Annotated in this window: 19 protein-coding genes and 1 riboswitch; of the genes, 8 read left to right on the forward strand and 11 right to left on the reverse strand. The window is 35.3% G+C overall.

The genetic code is table 11. The features are described 5' to 3' along the window. Positions 1–24 precede the first annotated feature (24 nt). Both R4Y45_RS01565 and R4Y45_RS01570 read right to left on the reverse strand, forming a co-directional pair. Complete coding sequence (locus R4Y45_RS01565) at positions 25–771, reverse strand: amino acid ABC transporter ATP-binding protein (RefSeq protein ID WP_339968598.1); 747 nt, start codon at positions 769–771, stop codon at positions 25–27. Beyond that, a complete protein-coding gene (locus tag R4Y45_RS01570) occupies positions 771–2,369 on the reverse strand; it encodes an ABC transporter permease subunit (protein ID WP_339968600.1) in 1,599 nt (532 codons plus the stop codon). The genes R4Y45_RS01565 and R4Y45_RS01570 overlap by 1 nt, the downstream gene beginning before the upstream one ends. Before the next feature lie 96 nt (positions 2,370–2,465). After that, positions 2,466–2,640, reverse strand: a riboswitch (Lysine riboswitch). A gap of 69 nt (positions 2,641–2,709) precedes the next feature. Between R4Y45_RS01570 and R4Y45_RS01575 the strand changes: the two genes are divergently transcribed. Continuing rightward, positions 2,710–3,408, forward strand: coding sequence for an NAD(P)H-dependent oxidoreductase (locus tag R4Y45_RS01575; protein ID WP_339968604.1), 699 nt, complete (start codon positions 2,710–2,712; stop codon positions 3,406–3,408). Then, positions 3,398–3,571, forward strand: a complete 174-nt coding sequence (locus R4Y45_RS01580) for a hypothetical protein (RefSeq protein WP_156403309.1) — start codon at positions 3,398–3,400, stop codon at positions 3,569–3,571. The genes R4Y45_RS01575 and R4Y45_RS01580 overlap by 11 nt, the downstream gene beginning before the upstream one ends. A gap of 47 nt (positions 3,572–3,618) precedes the next feature. On the opposite strand, the gene R4Y45_RS01585 is transcribed toward R4Y45_RS01580, so the two are convergent. Together R4Y45_RS01585 and R4Y45_RS01590 are read right to left on the reverse strand one after the other, a co-directional pair. Further along, complete coding sequence (locus R4Y45_RS01585; RefSeq protein WP_339968608.1) at positions 3,619–3,810, reverse strand: hypothetical protein; 192 nt, start codon at positions 3,808–3,810, stop codon at positions 3,619–3,621. Between the two features lie 148 nt (positions 3,811–3,958). Beyond that, complete coding sequence (locus tag R4Y45_RS01590) at positions 3,959–4,837, reverse strand: aldo/keto reductase (RefSeq protein WP_339968610.1); 879 nt, start codon at positions 4,835–4,837, stop codon at positions 3,959–3,961. Between the two features lie 198 nt (positions 4,838–5,035). On the opposite strand from R4Y45_RS01590, the gene lepB reads away from it, so the two are divergent. Beyond that, a complete protein-coding gene (lepB, locus tag R4Y45_RS01595; protein ID WP_339968612.1) occupies positions 5,036–5,524 on the forward strand; it encodes a signal peptidase I in 489 nt (162 codons plus the stop codon). A gap of 18 nt (positions 5,525–5,542) precedes the next feature. After that, the gene (gene rbsK, locus R4Y45_RS01600; RefSeq protein ID WP_339968614.1) at positions 5,543–6,490 is read left to right on the forward strand and encodes a ribokinase; all 948 of its coding nucleotides are present in this window, start codon (positions 5,543–5,545) and stop codon (positions 6,488–6,490) included. Between the two features lie 13 nt (positions 6,491–6,503). On the opposite strand, the gene R4Y45_RS01605 is transcribed toward rbsK, so the two are convergent. The 6 genes from R4Y45_RS01605 to R4Y45_RS01630 all read right to left on the reverse strand — a co-directional run bounded on the left by R4Y45_RS01605 (position 6,504) and on the right by R4Y45_RS01630 (position 12,289). Next, on the reverse strand, positions 6,504–7,469 hold the full coding sequence (locus R4Y45_RS01605; RefSeq protein WP_339968616.1) for a hypothetical protein: 966 nt from the start codon (positions 7,467–7,469) through the stop codon (positions 6,504–6,506). 16 nt (positions 7,470–7,485) lie between these two features. Further along, a complete protein-coding gene (locus R4Y45_RS01610; RefSeq protein WP_339968618.1) occupies positions 7,486–8,319 on the reverse strand; it encodes an aldo/keto reductase in 834 nt (277 codons plus the stop codon). 12 nt (positions 8,320–8,331) lie between these two features. Next, the gene (locus tag R4Y45_RS01615) at positions 8,332–9,165 is read right to left on the reverse strand and encodes a hypothetical protein (RefSeq protein WP_339968620.1); all 834 of its coding nucleotides are present in this window, start codon (positions 9,163–9,165) and stop codon (positions 8,332–8,334) included. 65 nt (positions 9,166–9,230) lie between these two features. Beyond that, a complete protein-coding gene (cls, locus tag R4Y45_RS01620; protein WP_339968622.1) occupies positions 9,231–10,682 on the reverse strand; it encodes a cardiolipin synthase in 1,452 nt (483 codons plus the stop codon). Between the two features lie 27 nt (positions 10,683–10,709). After that, on the reverse strand, positions 10,710–11,405 hold the full coding sequence (locus tag R4Y45_RS01625; RefSeq protein WP_339968624.1) for a zinc metallopeptidase: 696 nt from the start codon (positions 11,403–11,405) through the stop codon (positions 10,710–10,712). Positions 11,406–11,410: 5 nt separating this feature from the next. Then, complete coding sequence (locus tag R4Y45_RS01630; RefSeq protein ID WP_339968626.1) at positions 11,411–12,289, reverse strand: alpha/beta hydrolase; 879 nt, start codon at positions 12,287–12,289, stop codon at positions 11,411–11,413. A gap of 90 nt (positions 12,290–12,379) precedes the next feature. Here R4Y45_RS01630 and R4Y45_RS01635 point away from each other — a divergent pair, with 90 nt between their 5' ends. From R4Y45_RS01635 to R4Y45_RS01650, 4 genes are all read left to right on the forward strand, one after another. Then, positions 12,380–13,051 (forward strand): ribonuclease H family protein, encoded by a 672-nt coding sequence (locus R4Y45_RS01635; protein WP_339968627.1) that lies wholly within the window; start codon positions 12,380–12,382, stop codon positions 13,049–13,051. Between the two features lie 17 nt (positions 13,052–13,068). Then, the gene (locus R4Y45_RS01640) at positions 13,069–14,289 is read left to right on the forward strand and encodes a DUF2075 domain-containing protein (RefSeq protein WP_339968629.1); all 1,221 of its coding nucleotides are present in this window, start codon (positions 13,069–13,071) and stop codon (positions 14,287–14,289) included. A gap of 99 nt (positions 14,290–14,388) precedes the next feature. Then, complete coding sequence (locus R4Y45_RS01645) at positions 14,389–15,222, forward strand: glycosyltransferase family 2 protein (protein WP_339968631.1); 834 nt, start codon at positions 14,389–14,391, stop codon at positions 15,220–15,222. Continuing rightward, entirely contained in the window at positions 15,203–15,859 is a 657-nt protein-coding gene (locus tag R4Y45_RS01650) for an alpha/beta fold hydrolase (protein ID WP_339968633.1), read from the forward strand. Before R4Y45_RS01645 ends, R4Y45_RS01650 begins: the two co-directional genes overlap by 20 nt. Before the next feature lie 29 nt (positions 15,860–15,888). Here R4Y45_RS01650 and pepF read toward each other — a convergent pair whose 3' ends face one another. Continuing rightward, positions 15,889–17,691: an oligoendopeptidase F gene (gene pepF / locus R4Y45_RS01655; protein ID WP_339968635.1), complete on the reverse strand. Its 1,803-nt coding sequence runs from the start codon at positions 17,689–17,691 to the stop codon at positions 15,889–15,891. Positions 17,692–17,726 lie beyond the last annotated feature (35 nt).

The following is a 17,726-nucleotide window of genomic DNA, read 5'->3' on the forward strand; positions in this document are numbered from 1 at the left end:
AAACACCGCTTTAAGCGGTGTTTTTTATTGGTTTAAATAACGTTTTAAGAACTCTTTTGTACGAGCTTCTTTTGGATTGTTAAAGATTTCTTGTGGCGTACCTTCTTCAGCCACAACACCTTTATCCATGAAAACAACGTGATCAGAAACGTCACGGGCAAAAGCCATTTCGTGAGTAACCAAAATCATGGTTAATCCAGTGTGTGCTAAAGCTTTCATAGAAGCTAGCACATCTTCAACCATTTCAGGATCAAGTGCACTGGTGGGCTCATCAAATAGTAAAACATCTGGTGACATTGAAACAGCACGAGCAATCGCCACACGTTGTTTTTGTCCCCCTGAAAGTTGGGCAGGTTTTGCTTTGATGTAAGGATCCATGCCGACTTTTTTAAGCTGTTCCATAGCCATTTTTTCAGCTTCTTCACGAGACCGACCAAGCACGGTTGTTTGACCAACGATACAGTTTTCAAGCACGTCCAGGTTGTTGAATAAGTTGAAGGATTGAAAAACCATCCCTACTTTAGAACGGTATTTTGTAATTTCAAAACCATTACCTAAAATATTTTCACCTTTAAAGTTAATTTCACCACTGGTTGGATCTTCGAGTAAGTTTAAACATCTTAATAACGTTGATTTACCAGAACCAGAAGAACCGATAATGGTTACCACTTCACCTGGTGTAACATCTAGGGAAATATCTTTTAAAACGAGATGATTTCCAAATTTTTTCTCTAAGTTACGAACACTAATAATTGATTCTTGGTTAGCCATTAGTTTTTCACCTCTCTTGAATTAGAAGTCACTTGTTCTTGATTAGCCATTAAATTGTAATCTTTAGGACCATTTAATTTCTTTTCGATAAATCTGAAGATACGTGTAATAGTAAAGGTTAGCACTAAGTAAATAAATGTAATCGTTAGGTAAGTGTGGAAGAACTGGAAGTTTTGACCAGCAATTGTTGAACCTGTGAAGAATAATTCAGAAACTGAGATAATACTCAATACTGAGGTATCTTTAATGTTAACGATAAATTCGTTAGCTACAGAAGGTAAACTGTTACGAACAGCTTGAGGAAGAATGATTTTTCTCATACGTTGGAAGTGGTTCATTCCTAAAGCACTCGCAGCTTCAAATTGCCCTTCATCAGTTGAAATAATCCCACTACGGATAATTTCAGAAAGGTAAGCCCCTGTGTTGATTGAAACAACAACTAAAGCGGCAACTGTACGATCTAAATTAAGTCCAAACATTTGGGCAGCACCATAGTAGAATACCGCTGCTTGTACAATCATCGGAGTTCCACGGAAGACCTCAATATAAACTGAAGCTAAGAAGTTGGCAACACGAGTTAACCAGCGTTTACCACGTGTTTTAGCAAGTGGAATTGTTCTAACAATTCCCACTAAAAGACCGATAAAGAATCCAACAATAGTCCCAATTAGTGAAATAAAAACAGTCATACCGGTTCCGCGAAGTAACATTGAACCATATTGTTGCCAAATATTGATAAACCAGTTACCTTCAGTTGCAGGTTTTGGTTGATTATGAACGGCATCTGTCATCATTTGATCACGTTCGTTTTCAGGAACTGTTGCTAGAATTTCGTTAACTTTTTCAAGATTTGGATCACCTTTGCGTAATCCAATAGCACTTTGTGTTTCTGAGGTGTCTAAATGAAATCCTTGTCCATTTTTAAACTCAATCATTTTAAGGTTAGGGTTAGCACCTGAAACGCTAATACCTTCAGGCTTCTCAGAAACATAGCCGTCGATAGTTTTTGATTCAAGTGATACACGCATTGCTGAGAAGTCTTTCATAGCTGGCTCTTTAATCGCACCTTGAATTTGGTTAATCGCATCATAATGAAAAGTACCTAATTGTCCTGTTATTTTAGCACCATTGAAGTCAGCTAAACTAGTTGCATTAGCATATTTTCCCTTGCTATTGACGACCATTATAATATTTGAAGTATAGTAAGCATTTGTAAAGTCGATAGCTTGGCGACGTTCAGGTGTTGGTGACATACCCGCAATAATCATATCTATTTTGCCAGAAGTTAGAGAAGGAAGTAGCCCATCCCATTGGGTTTTAGCAACTACAACATTTTTTTTGCCAAGTCCAGCGGCAATTTTTTTAGCCATTTGAACGTCATATCCATTTGCATAAAGTGATTCTCCGTCAATTTTGACAGCCCCATTAGAATCATCTTGTTGTGTCCAGTTGTAAGGAGGGTAGTTAGCCTCCATTCCGACACGTAAGGTATCACTTTCTTCAGCGTGCACTTGGTTGCTGGAAAAACCGGCTAGTCCAAGAAGCATGATAATAGCGGAAAAGAAAGTTAACAGCGGGTTAGCTTTCAGATTTTTCATAAAATTACTCCTTCATTTTTTGAATTTACACAATAAAAAAAACCTTTAAATAATAAAGGCTTTGAGGCATTATGAAATAAATTATTGGTGATTAAATAACATAATAGCACTCCTCAGATAAACTGAGACAGTCCTAGCCGTCTGTCGACTAGGCCCAGAAGACTAGCAGTGTAGTCTGCTAATGTTCTTCGGCGAAAATCCTGCTACAATTGGTCAATGTGAGCTACCCACTCGCAATTATTTAGTGATTACCGCAACCTCTATTGCATTTCTTATTAGATTTACTTATATATGATACCCTTAGAATAGATTATTGTCAACGAAAACCAGGAGGAACACCATGAAAGTCCAAATTTTTGTTTCACACCCCGATGTTAATAATTCTGTGACACAACAGTTTTTCAAATCAACACTCGCTTTAGCAGAGGCAGATGTTGAGATAACGGTTCTCGATGAAGAACTTCATTCAAGTCAGCAATTTAATGTTGCTGACCACCAAGAAAAAATTTTAGCTGCTGATCATGTCATTTTGCAATTTCCATTATATTGGTATTTGTCACCTTACTCACTTAAAAAGTGGCAAGATGATGTTTTCACTAATCGATTTATCAATGAGCTGAAAAAAGTCAATCGATTGAAATCAAAAAGCTTATCTCTAGTGATTAATACAGGACAACCTCAAAAGGATTTTCAGCCCGGAAAAAAATCACAATTTAGTTTAAATGAAATTTTAAGACCTTATCAGGTTTTCGCAAATGAATTAGGATTTGATTACTTAACACCGTTTATTGTGTATCAATTTGCTTATTTAAATGAGCAAGAGCAATACCATTTATTGGTTGATTATTTGATTCACGTAGAATTAATTAATCCAAGTTTTGTTGATAAAGGTCAGTATTTGTTAAATAAAGTCAAACAAACAATTGAATTAGATGCAAATATCCAACTGCAGGCAGTTGTCGATACCTTAGAAGAACAGCTAACCGATTATAAAGACTTACGTGAAGCATTAGATGAGGTGAAAGATAATGAAGAATGACTGGATGAAAGCCATTATTGAAGAAGCAACAAAAAACGAAAACAACTACGAAAAAAGAGCATTATTGAGTTATCTCAATCAATTTCAGCATCAACTAGAAGTGCGTCATGATTTAGCGGAAGGCGAATTAGATGGTCGACTCTGGAATCATGAACAATGGTAATAGTTAGCTGATAAAAAAAGAGAATCTATAACGATTCTCTTTTTTTATCAGGATTTATGTTGAGCTTTTAACTCGAATAATTTGCGTGTTCCAATTGCTACTAGAGAAGTAATAGATGCAGTTGCAACCATTCTTAACCAATATAGACTATCGAAAAATCCAACTAAACTTAAAACTAACAACACAATAAAAATAATAAATCCGACAGTTAATGCAACGATAACTTTATCATCTTTCATAGTATTACCCCCGTTTTCTTAATTAATCATCATCATTCATGCAACGGGGCAAGACTAACACTATAATTAAAGTGATTCAATAATATTGACTTTAAAAAAATGCCCTCAGTTTTCACTGAGAGCATTTTTATTTAACTAACGGACTTGTTTAGTCTCCCCATTCTTCAACGGATTCTTGGATGTCTCCGCCTTCCCATGAGAAGTCATTGTACCAAAGTGAACGTTTTTCTTGGTTCATGCTGTATAATTTTTGCATATCTTGAGCAGATAATTCAAAGTCAAAAATATCAGCATTTTGTTGAATACGTTCTTCATGAACAGATTTTGGAATTGTGATAATACCACCTTGGAAGTTCCAACGTAAAACAATTTGAGCAACTGTTTTGTTGTATTTATCAGCAATTTGTTTTAGTTCTGGGTCATTTAAAACAGCTCCACCGCCAAGAGGTGACCAAGCTTGTAAATGAATACCATGTTGTTGGTTGAATGCTAAAATGTCACGTTCTTGAATTAGTGGATTATATTCCATTTGGTTAACGGCTGGAATAATTGTTGCGTGATCAAGCAAGTTTTGCATACGTTCGTTGTCAAAGTTTGAGACACCGATTGCACGTGCTTTACCAGCTTTGTAAATTTCTTCAACTGCACGCCATGTGTCCACATATTTACCAGTTACAGGCCAGTGAACAAGTAATAAATCAACGTAGTCAGTTTGTAGACGTTCTAGTTGACCATCGATAGCATCAAGAGTTTCTTGGTAACCTTGGTCACCACCAAAAACTTTAGTTGTTAAAAAGATATCTTCGCGGCTTTTGCCAACAGCTTTAAGTCCTTCAACAAGACCTTCACCAACACCACGTTCATTTCCGTATTGTTTAGCAGTATCAAACATTTCATAACCATGTTTTAAACCAAGCATAACCGCTTCTTTGGCTTGTGTGTTGTTAGATTTCCAAACACCAAGTCCCATTTGAGGAATACTTGTACCATTATTTAAAGTGATACGTGTAGATAAATCAAAACTCATAAATAAAATCCTCCTTTAATTTTGCACTTCTATAAAAACATTTCAGGTTAAAAATTTCAAATAAAATCTTTGATTTACGAGGTTTCACATCAATTTTTTAAGCAATTATCACGAAAAATTCATATTAAGTTGGTAGGATAAACTTGAAAAAGTAGGTGAAAAAAGGTGTATTCAATCTTTAAATTTTTGTGTAAATTAGTGATAGAATTTTTAATTTTAGGGGCATTTTGTTGGTTTTTGTTTACCCAAGTTATCAATATCGGTATTATAAAAGGGCAATCAATGGAAAAAACATTACATGATGGCCAATACACGATTTCTTTAAAAATGATCAAACCTAGTCGCGGCGATATTGTCGTGATTAAGTCACCAGAGGACTCACAAGTGCGCTACATTAAGCGGGTAATTGGTGTTGGTGGCGATACTATTCAGGTAAAAAATAACCAGTTGTACATTAATGGTCAGCTAACCGATGAACCTTATTTAGCTTCTGATGTTAAGACAGATGATTTTGTTTTAGGTGATTTTACTGGACGAGCGCATGTCCCTTATGGCTGTTATTTTGTGATGGGAGATAATCGTGCTAATTCGCTGGATAGTCGCTCATTTGGTTATGTCACACCAGACAATCTAGAAAGTGTTGTCAAAGTCATTGTTTTTCCATTTCAAGATTTAAAATTTGTTTAATAGTGAAAGAGGAACAAGATGAGTACAAAAAATTCAGTTGCTGTAGTTGGTAGTTTAAACCGGGATATTATTTTGCAAATAACTAATTTACCGCTTGCAGGAGAGACGATTCATACTCAAAAAGCTGTGAGTTACGCTTTTGGAGGTAAGGGATCAAACCAAGCGGTTTCTTGTGCCAGAAATGGTAGCCAAGTGGCGATGATTGGCTGTTTAGGACAAGATAGTCATGGTGATGAGTTTAAACAAATGCTTCAAAAAAACGAAATTAATCACCGTTTTGTTAAACAATTACCTAATGAAAATACAGGCCAAGCTTATATTTTATTGCAAAGTTCAGGTCAAAATTCAATTGTTGTATCAGCTGAAGCCAATCATTTACTAACACCGCAGATGGTTCAAGATAGTGAAAGCGTTATTCAAGAAGCACAGTTTGTTTTAGCGCAATTTGAGGTTCTTTTACCTGCCATTGTAGAAGCTTTTTCGTTGGCTAGAGCCAATCAAGCTAAGACCGTGTTAAACCCGGGTCCAGTAATTGAAGCTGATTTTGATTATCTTTATGCGTTAACAGATATCATTATCCCTAATGAAACTGAAAGTGAAAAGCTAACAGGAATTACAATCAAAGATAATCAAACTTTGAGTGAATCAGCTGAATTTTTCCATCAAAAAGGGATTGAAGTGGTGATTATTACTTTGGGAAAAGCAGGCGTTTACTATTCAAACCGTAAACGACAAGATTCTGGTAAAATTGCGGCACATGTTGTCAAAGCTATTGATACAACAGCTGCAGGCGATACGTTTATTGGTGCGCTATTATCACAACTAGCACTAGATTATCAAAATTTATCAGAAGCGATTGCCTACGCTAATTTTGCATCATCATTAGCAGTTCAAAAACTAGGAGCCGTTGACTCCATTCCAACAGAAAAAGAAGTTAAATCAAAAATAAAAAAGCTTAACTCATGAGTTAAGCTTTTTTCTATAGCGTATGACCATCACGTAAACAGTAAGCAATGCTATACTGCTCAAAAACCTCTTTTGGTGATAGTTGATATAATTTTTGTATGTTTTCAGGCGTCATATCTACATTTTTAAGAACAAATGAAGCTTGATGATCAGTCTTATCAATTCCAACTAAATAAGTGGTTTCTTGTTGGCTGATTAAATCATTTGGATTCCATAATTCAAACAATTGTGAAAGGTGTTGGCGATTGAGTTGACGATCAGATAAAACAGGTGAAACCGCCATTGTCTGATTTAAAGCAGGTAATTGAATGCCCATGTTTTGATAAAATTCAGTTACTGCATTCAATCCTTTAACAATGGTGCCACGTAATTTTCGGTTGGTATCAATCGTGTTTTTGCGCATAGATTTAAGCAATTTTTCGGCGGCGTCAAAAGCTAAAGGATAAGTATAGTGTAACGTAGAATTTCTTGTTTTAAAGCCTTCACAAAAGATAAAGGTATCTAAAATTTGTAAAGCACGTGATAATTTCAAGAAAGCACTATCAGTTTCTTGTTCCTTTGGAATAACGGCTAAAACACGAGTTAAGATAGCTTGTTGAACTTCATAAGTTAAAACATCCAAGTCTTTTAAAGCTGGAATGATGAGTTGGTGAATAGCACAAGTGGTTGTGAAATCACCAACTTCACTGATAACTTGTGATAAATTATTTTGGTTCAGAGGAAAAGCAAGTGAAGCCGTTACAACGTTTAGGCCATATTGTTTAAGGTGCAATAATTCATGTGCGACACAAAAGTTTAAGAACTCTTTTTTAGGGACATGTATTTCATAGGTATTAGCACTGATAGGTTTAGTAAACGAAGCTTCTGGGTCTAATCCTTCTTTGTGGTCATCATTAATTTTGATAAGTAACTTAGCGTTTAATAATGTTTCGACTTCTTTTAATAAAGCCGCAACATTGGGGTATAAATCAGTAGTCAAATTTTTCTCCTTGTTGTTAAAATTCTTCATATACTGCTGGATCTTGATTTTTTTGACGGCCATCTGGTCGGTCTAGTGCACAAATTTGGTCAACTTCTGTTGAAGATAATTCAAAATCAAAAATAGCTTGATTTTGTTCTTGTCTTGCTCTTGAACTTGATTTTGGAATAGCAATGACACCTAGCTGGAAAATCCATCTTAGGATAATTTGGTAAATGGATTTATCGTATTTAGCTGCGAGTTCGCGCAATACAGGCTCTTCATCAACTAAAGAAGTGCGGAGTAGTGGACTCCAGGCTTGTGTAACAATCTCGTGTTTTTGATGGAATTCACGTAGTTCTGGTTGTGAAAAATAAGGATGCAATTCAATTTGATTGATTGCTGGATATTCCCCAGTTTCTTCTTTTAGACGAGTGAGGTGTTCAGGTAAGAAGTTGCAGACCCCAACCTCTTTGATTAAACCTTCTTTTTTAGCATCAAGCAAGGCTTGAAAGGCTTCTACATAAAAACCTTGTTTTGGATTAGGCCAGTGAATTAAGTAGTAGTCCACATAATCTAGTCCTAGGTTTTCAAGAGAAGTTGCTAGAGCTTGTTTAGCATCATCGTACCTTTGAAAACGTCCAGGTAATTTAGAAATCACTTGAATATCTTCACGAGCAACGCCACTTTCTTGAATGGCTTGACCGACTTCACGTTCGTTTTGATAATTATAAGCAGTATCAATCAAACGATAACCACAATTAAGAGCAGATTTAATACTTTCAATACCACCTGCTTGTGTTAATTTGTAAGTTCCAAATCCAAGTGCTGGAATAGGCTTGTTATTATAAAGTGAAAAATTAGGAATCATAAAATAACCTCCTTAAGTTAATTTATCAGGCAAACTATTTTTGTAAGAAACCGTATTAGGTTGATCGTTTGCTAGACTGGTTAAGATAGTAAAATTGCTATTAGTTGAATAGGGTATTTTGATGCCGGGAGAATTGTCGTCAAAGTCTTCTAGTACAGTAATTGTTTTACCTTGGGTATTAACTGAAAATTGTCCTGATTTTATTTTGACCATTTGGCTATTAAATTCTTCAAAACTACCATCAGGATTGTAATTGACATAATCAATAGTTTGGCCATCATTTGAAATGCGTGTCCAGGTTCCAATTAAGGATTCAGAGGCGTATTGTGGCGCAGATTTCAGACTATTTGTCATATAAAAACCAGGATTAACAGGTGAAACGTCGGTAGCTCTTGAAAATGTCCCTAGGTTATCTATGGAGACTTTAGTGTCACCATCATTAAATCTTAAATATAAATAGGTATCGCCAGCATTTTGGCGGAAATAAGATAGCTTTAATAAGATAATATCATCATATTCACCAGCTACCAAATAAGATCCAGATGCTGTGTAATCTGTATTTTGATAAGTATAGGTGCCATTGGTTTTGAATGAGAATGAGAGGTTAGACCCAGACCAATTACCAACCAAACTATGGTGTCTTGCTTCGAGCATAGAGGTTGAGGATGAGCTAGTATTAATTGCGGAAAACTGAGATTCCGAGACGATTTCTTGGCTCATCATTGCGACTTCTTTTTCGTGGTTACGACTGGAATTTGCGAGTAAGAAAAAGACTAATCCGGCTAGGATTGTCACCACTGCAAAAACAGCTAGAACGATTTTTTTTGATTGACTAAATTGACGCAACACATAACCTCCCTTCAATACTATTATTCATTATCTCTAAAAAAACCCTATTTGTAAAATAGGGTTTAAAGAATAGGTGACAATAAGCGTGAAACTTGTTGTTTTAATTTTAGTGTAGTTGATTGTTGGTTAATCATATTTTGAGTCAATAGTGTGCAGTCTTTCATATCATGTTTAAAATGCTGTGCGAGTTGACTACTAATTTTTTTGTCATAGAAAAAGGCATTGGCTTCAAAGTTAAGCATGTAGCTCCTAAAGTCTTGGTTCATTGAACCAACTGTTGAAAATTTATCATCAACAATAACGGTTTTAGCATGTAAGAAGCCATTGTTATAAATGTAAATTTCAATGCCATATTTTGTTAGATAATTCGCATAGTATTGCGTTGCCCGATAAATAAAGGGATGATCTGGTTTACAAGGAATCATAATCTTAACATCAATTCCTGAACGAGCTGCAATCACTAAGGTTGAAATCATCGAATCATCAGGAACAAGATAAGGGGTTTGAATCCAGATTTTATGGCGCGCAATATTCATGAGACGAATGACACCATTTTTTAAAAAATCTTCTTCTTGCTCAGGCCCATCTGAAATAATTTGAATCGCAGTATTATCACGACTTTTTAGGCTAGGTTTTGGAAATAAAGCGGGTCTAAACGTAATTTTATGCTGCTTATCTTGAATCGAGGCATTGAAATCTAAGACAAATCGTTCTTGTAATAACAATGTAGCAGGTCCTACAATTCGAACATGTGTATCGCGCCAGTAGCCAAATTTTTTCTTACGTCCTAAGTACTGGTCCCCCACGTTAAACCCACCGGTCCAGCCAATTTTACCATCAATCACAACAATTTTACGGTGAAGATGATAGTTTAGTCGATATTTGCGAATCATATTTCTTGAGGTAATGAAAGGAACAACAATGCCACCTAAACGCTCCAAATTATCAAAAAAACTGCTACTGTTACCAACAGACCCCCAAGGGTCATAAATTAACTTAACTTCAACGCCTTCGCGCGCTTTATCTTCTAATAAAGTGATAAAATCATGGCCAATAGCATCATCATAAAAAGAGTAGTATTCAACATGAACACTGTTCTTAGCCTTAATAATATCTTTAAATAGATTTTTGAATTTAGAAGAGCCATCAGTAAAAAAGTTCACATCATTTTCTTTTGAGAGTGGATTTTTGTGGCTGTAATTAAAATAATCAACAACTAATCGTGCCTCTTGGGTTGTATCATTTGGATTATCATAATTAAGGCTTTCTTTTTCAAGTTGTTTAGCGTAATCTAATCCCACTTCTTTTTGAGTGCTAATGGCCATTAAATTTTCTTCAGCTAATCCGCGACCAAAAAAGGCGTAAAGTAAAAACCCGAGGACAGGGAGTACGGTTAGCAAAATAAACCAAGCCCAAGTGGTTGCAATACTGCGGGGACGTTTGAAGACAAGGTAAATTGAAAAGATTGTATTTAAAAAAAGCAAGATAAACAGAAGGGGTCTTAGAAAATTCACGTTAAAAAATCTCCATTACTAGATAACTTAATCGTTGTTTCGATTACTAAACAATAACACTAAACGCAATAGTTGTAAGAAGGTACTTAGGGCCGATGCAATATAGGTGAATGCAGCTGCTGTTAGGACTTTTTTAACAGCCGAAAGTTCGGTTTCAGTTAGTAAATTCTGATTTCTAAGGGATGCAATAGCTCTTCTTGATGCATCAAATTCAACAGGAAGAGTGACCACTTGAAAGACTAGTACCGCAGCAAATGCCAGAATCCCAATATTAATAAGCATTTGGTTCATACCTAAGAAAATACCTAATAAGATAAGTGGCATTGAAAGAGATGCACCTAAATTTGCAACTGGGACGATTCGTGCTCGTAGTCTCATGGGCACATAATTTTGAGCATCTTGAATGGCATGGCCAACTTCATGGGCAGCAACGCCAATTGCTGCAACTGATGTTTGATTAAAAGTGGCCTCAGATAAATTCAATGTTTTATTTTGACCGTTGTAATTATCGGTTAAATTACCTGCGATAGCGTGAACGGTTACGTTATGAATAGCTTGATCTGCTAAAATAGCTTGTGCAGCTTGTTCACCGGTTAAATTAGATTGACTAAGTACGTTACTATAGCGAGAAAAAGTTGATTGAACCAGCATTGAGGCAAGAGCAGAAAGTCCCATTCCAATTAAAATTAGGAAAAAGTAAGGGTCATAAAAAAAGGGAAACATAAAACTCACTCCATTTCATTTGAGTATAAAAATCGATTTAACACATCAATAGCATAGCGATTATCATGAATTAAACTGTGTTCGCCAAATTCACCTAAGAGTTCAAATTCATGGAATTCTTTAACAATTGGTGAAAGAATATACTTGATAGATCTTGCTGAGATAACTGAAATGTATTTGTCAGTATTAGAGTCATCATCTACATTGCCATACATATTTAAAATGCGGACATTTTTAGGAAAGCGGCGACGTTTGAGCAGTAGTTGCAGATAACGTAAGTTCATTAAAATGGGCCGTCCTTTTTTAGTCAGCTGATTAACGTTTGGAAAATCGCCCAGGTAAACCACGCCATCAAAGGGCCCAGCAAGTAAGACGAGTTTATTTAGTCTGGGGAAATGCCGGGTGCGATGTTTTTTCATAGCTTGAAGTACCAAACTAGTAGCCCCTAAAGAATGTCCTACGGCGTTATACTGTGTAAAGTGATAAGTATTAGCTAAAGCTGGCAAAATCATATCTAAGTAACGTGTAATACCCACATTCCCCACAAATCTATCTTTAAAAACAACTTGTACAATAGGATGAGGACCATCGCCTAAATCACCATCATAATCGATATTTCCTAGTAAATCGATTGTAACACGTAAAAAGGTTTTATTTTGACTGTAAGCCATCGCAGCATCGACCATTTGTTGCGTCGAAGAGTCATTGCCCCGAAAACCGTGAACATAAAATGTTGGAATTTGTTTGCTAGGTTTAAAATCGGGTTCTCTTTTTTTATAGCGATACTTTTTGCTAAAGAGTCTTAAAAAAGGCTTGAGAATGCCAAAACTAGTCAAAATCCCCATTACAATAGAGAGGTAAGAATCTGATTTTTTCTTTTTCATCTGTATCTTCCTCCCTGTGTCATGTAGTAGTATTATTTTACATTAAACTTGTTAAAATGAGAAATATAAAGGAATTGTCTGGAGGAAAAAATGATGAAATATTATGCAGTAAAAAAAGGGCGAAAAGCCGGAATTTATCAAGATTGGGCTAGTGCCAAAGCTCAAGTCGAAGGTTATAAAGGTGCTAGCTATAAAAGTTTTGCGACAAAGCAAGCAGCTAGTGACTTTATTGCGGGGACTAACCAAGCGGTATCACCTCAAAATAATTGGCAAAGAAAAGAAACACAGCATACCATTAAAGTTTATACAGACGGTGGCTCGAGAAACACAGGTAATTATAAAGGTGGAAAGGTTCAAGCAACCGATAAAGCAGCGTGGGCATTTTTGATTCAAACACCAGGTCAAAATTATGAAGGAACAGGATTTGAAGCAGGTGCGACAAATAATCGGATGGAAATTATGGCTTTACTAAAAGCAATGGCAGGGATTAAATCGCTAAAGTTAAATCCAGATGAAGTCGAGTTTATCTTAGATTCCAAATATGTTTTAGATGCTATTAGACAGGGCTGGTTGAAGAGTTGGGCTAAAAATGGCTTTAAGCGTCAAAATGGGGAGTTAAAGAATAAAGAATTATGGCAAAAGGTATTTGAGTTATTGCCAGAATTTCAAAATGCAGCATTTTCTTGGACTAAAGGACATGCTACTAACGCAGGTAATGTGTATGTGGATGAGTTATTGAATAAAACAATGGATCAAAATTAAGAAAGAAGTTTAGGATTTTGACAAATCGTGCCGAAGATAGGCTTAATCAAGTTAAACAGTTAAGTTGCGAACAAAAGCGAGTATTAGATGAATTGTATGAAATCATTGTTGAGCATTTAGAAGATGATAATCCTTATGTTGTAAAATTAGATGGGGATGCAGGAACGGGCAAAAGTGTTGTACTTATGGCTTTGTTTAAGCGTCTTCAACTTGAAAGTCGCAAACATTCTGATTCGCCACTCTATCAAACAACTAATTATTTAACCGTTAATCACGCTGAAATGATTAAAATTTATAAAGAGATTGCAGGAAAAGAACCTTTTCTTTATAAAAAAGATATTCAAAAACCAACGCCGCTTATTAATAGACTGCAAAAAAATAATGAAAAAGCAGATGTTGTTGTGATTGATGAAGGTCATTTGTTGCTGACACAACCTGACCGATATAATAAGTTCAATCAAGACAATCAGCTAGTTGAGTTAATTAAACGAGCCCAGATTGTTATTGTAGTTTTTGATGACCACCAAGTTTTAAAAACGAAAAGCTTCTGGAACCAACAAAAAATGCAATCAATCTTAAAGTTTTATTCTCATAAAGAAATTGAATTGCGTGGTCAATTTCGAGTGCAAGCACCACCTGAAGTATTGACATGGATTGATAATTTTGCAAAAAAACGTCAGCTAACTTCATATCCGCAAACAAAAGATTACGATTTTCGGTTGTATACGGACTTATCTCAGATGTATGTTGATTTAAAGCAAAAAAATGAAAAGTATGGCTTATCACGCTTGATTAGTACAGCTGATTATCCGTATAAGATGGATGACAGGTTGCATTATATTATTGAACCAGGATTCAAATTACCTTGGGATCATGATATCAATCCTCATTTGCCATGGGCACAAAGACCTGAGACAATTGACGAGGTAGGATCGATTTATACGATTCAAGGCTTTGATTTAAATTATGCAGGTGTCATTTTGGGACCTGGAATTACTTATAATCAAAGTCGTAATCTAATTATTCCAAAACCAGATAAGTATCAAGATTTTGAGGCTTTCAAAAAACGGTCTGATCAATCAACCAATCAACAGCTATTAAAAATAAAATCGCAAATCATGATGAATGCAGTTAACGTTTTATTGAAACGTGGTGTAAGAGGACTATGCATTTATGCTAGTGATTCAGGGCTAAAGGGTGCGTTTGAAACGTTAAATGCGAACAAGTCGTTTGGATAAACCTTTAACAAAGTCTTAAAAAAGTGTAAAATAGTTTAAGAAAGCCATTTTTATATGTAGAATGAGGATGATAAACACGATGAAAGGTGAAGATAAAGAATGTATGAAAAGCCATTATTAACAGTTATAATGCCGGTTTATAATGTTGAGGGTTATATTAAAAGGGGTCTAGACAGTTTACTAGCGCAAACAAACAAAAATTTTGAAATAGTGGTTGTTAATGATGGTTCAACAGACAGTACACCTAAAATTGTCGAATCTTATCGTCATCAATTTAAATATTTGAAGATGGTGTCACAACCCAATATGGGATTATCTGCAGCTCGTAATACGGGTCTTGATAATGTTGAAACACCGTACTTAACATTTTTAGATGGTGATGATTGGGTTGAACCAGAGTTTACAGATCATTTTATCAAAAGCATGTCAGAACATCAGGTTGATTTAGCAACAAGTAGCTTTTTCATTGATTATGAAGGTAAGCCAAGCAAGGTTGCACATAAAAAAAGCGAGTCAAAAATTTTAGATAGAGGTCAGATGGCTACACAGGTGATTAGACCTGGTGGTAGCGTAAAGGGTTATACTTGGAATAAATGTTATCGAATTGATTTAATTCGCCAACATCATTTGAAATTTGATGAGACAATTTCAATTATGGAAGACCAATATTTTAATTTGAAGTACCTAGAAAAAGCGCAAGGTTTATTTTTCTACAGCACTAAACCGCTTTATCACTATATTCAACGTGATGACAGTTTGATACATAATATCGATTTAAAAGAATTTGCGGTGGCAATGGTGAAGTGTCACGGACTATATATCAATTTAAGCATGTCAAAAAAGACTAACCGTCCCGCTAAAAAACAAAAAATATTGCAACAAGAGATTGAAACGAGTATTGAAGAGGAAAAAAATGAATATCAAAGTCAATAATATTTCATTAAACTATCAAAAACTTGGATCAGGGCATCCACTCATCTTATTGCACGGTAATCAAGAAGACAGCCGCATTTTTGATCGACTAATGGCTGCTTTAAGTGCACAATATACGGTGTATATCATCGATAGCCGAGGACATGGCCAAAGTGAAACCCCATCAACGTTTTCTTATCAAGATATGGTTGAAGATGTTGCCAGTTTTATTCGCAAACTAAATCTCAAACAGCCTTACTTATTCGGATTTAGTGATGGTGGGATTATCGGGTTAATGCTGGCGAGTCAATATCCTAACATTTTACGCAAATTAGTAGTGGCTGGAGCTAATACTGATGTATCAGGATTGACTAGAAAAGAGCGATTGAAGTTAAAAGTCGAAAATCTAGTTAAACCTAATCCATTAGTAAAATTAATGCTCACGCAACCGCCAATCACAGATGCACAACTAAGACGAATTACCGTTCCAGTTATTGCAATGGTCGGTGAAAAAGATGTCGTTACGATTGAACATACCCGTGAGTTTTCTAGCAAAATTAAAAACGCAAGATTAATGGTTATGCCAAAACAAACGCACGATAGTTATATTATCCACAGTTTGTATTTAGCACCAACTTTAAAAAATTTCTACAATTAAAAAAATCCTAGCTATTAGCTAGGATTTTTTTAGTTTGATAAGTCAATGATTTCATCGACAACCTTTTCAAAATAATCAATCGTATTTTCAAGCGGTTGAGAAGTTGTGATATCAATATCAAGTTTTTTAGCAGAATCGATAGGGGATAATGAATTGCCAATGGCTAAAAAGTCTAACCACTTTTGGCGTTCTTCTGCTGGATTTTCTTTAAACTTTAAGAATTCTTGAGTTGAGATAGTTAATGAAGCTGAATAAGTGTAACTATAAAGCCCCATGTAATAGTGACTTTGACGCATCCAGGTCAATTCTGCACCCTCGTTATAGCTTAAGCTATCGCCATAAAATTTTTTAAGCACATCTAACTTGATTTGGTTAAGGACTTCAGCGTTAAAACTTTTTCCTTCATCCACTAATTGATAAACTTTTTGTTGAAAAGCAGCTTCTAGTAAGTGAGTAACAAAGTTGTGGAAATAGGTATTATTAAACAATTTACCTAAGGCAAATCGTTTTTGTTGTTTAGTTTGACTGGTTCTTGAAAGATAATCAGTTAGCAACAGTTCGTTGAATGTAGAAGCGGTTTCAACAATATACGTTGACGGATTAAAGTCTAAATAAGTGTGGTTTTCACTACTTAAAATACCTTGTCCAGCATGTCCTAACTCGTGAATAAGTGTATAAACATCTGAAAGTGTATTTTGCCAAGAAAGTAAGATTTTTGGTTTCTTTTGGTATGGTTGAGCACAAAAAGCACCTGTTTCTTTTCCTTTATTCGCAGTAAAGTCAACCCAACGCTCATCAAAACCTTTTAAGATAAGTTGTTGATAATCTGATCCTAGCGGTTCTAAAGCATTTTTGATGTAGTCTTTTGAATCATCAATTGAGACTTTTGGTGCGTAGTCAAAATCAATATCAATTAAACGATCAGCAAAAGTAAGTTGGTCTAGATGATGTTCATCCTTTAAAAATCGCAAATATTTTTGAACAATTGGCCCAAATTTTTTCATAATGAGATTAATTTGACGGTCAAACATTTCACGCGAAACTTCTTGATTGTACAGCAAGTAATCAATGACTGAATCAAATCCATATAAGTCTGCCAGTATTTTTTCGCTAGTTACTTTATTAAGATAATTGGCTGCTAGCGTATCTTGATAGTTTTTGAGTTGCTTTGAGAAAGCATCAAAAGCCCCACGTCTAACCTCAGTATCATGATGAAAGGCATAGTAATCTTCATATAAACTAAATGACAAGGGGTAAGTTTTACCATTTACTATAAAGTCCTCAAAAGTTAAGTCAGCCCCTATCACTTGCCCATATAGTCGGCTAGGTCCTTGTAGAACAGGCATTAATTTATTCAATGTTTGTTCTACTTTTTTGTTTGGGGCGATTTTTTGTTTTTGTTTAAGATTACGTAAAAAGCCTTTGAATTGAGGACTTTCTACCATCAACTTTTTGAAGTTTTCATTAGGCAATTTCAATAATAAGTCTTCAAAAAACTGTAAACGTGTTGTTAATTCCGCTTCGATTTGGTCACCACGAAAGGCAATCTCGTTATTTTCAGTATTTGATAAATCAACTGACTGATTTAAAAAAGCATAGTTTAATAAAATATCTGCTCGATACCATAAATCATTATAGTCACTAAGTGCAGTTTTGATTTCGTCCATATTGAGTGAGCGGTTGCCATATTGTTCACTAAATTGGCTAACTTGCGTAAGTAGTGCCTCAGTTTGATTTAAAAAATCGGTATTGTTTTCGCACAAATCACTTAAGTCATAAGTATAGTTAATATCGACATCTTGTCGGTTAAGATTAGCGTTTTTAATACTCATTTGAAACCTCCAAATAATAAATTTGAACTGATTAT

Source organism: Holzapfeliella saturejae (assembly GCF_037546065.1).
GTDB classification, from domain to species: Bacteria; Bacillota; Bacilli; order Lactobacillales; family Lactobacillaceae; genus Holzapfeliella; species Holzapfeliella saturejae.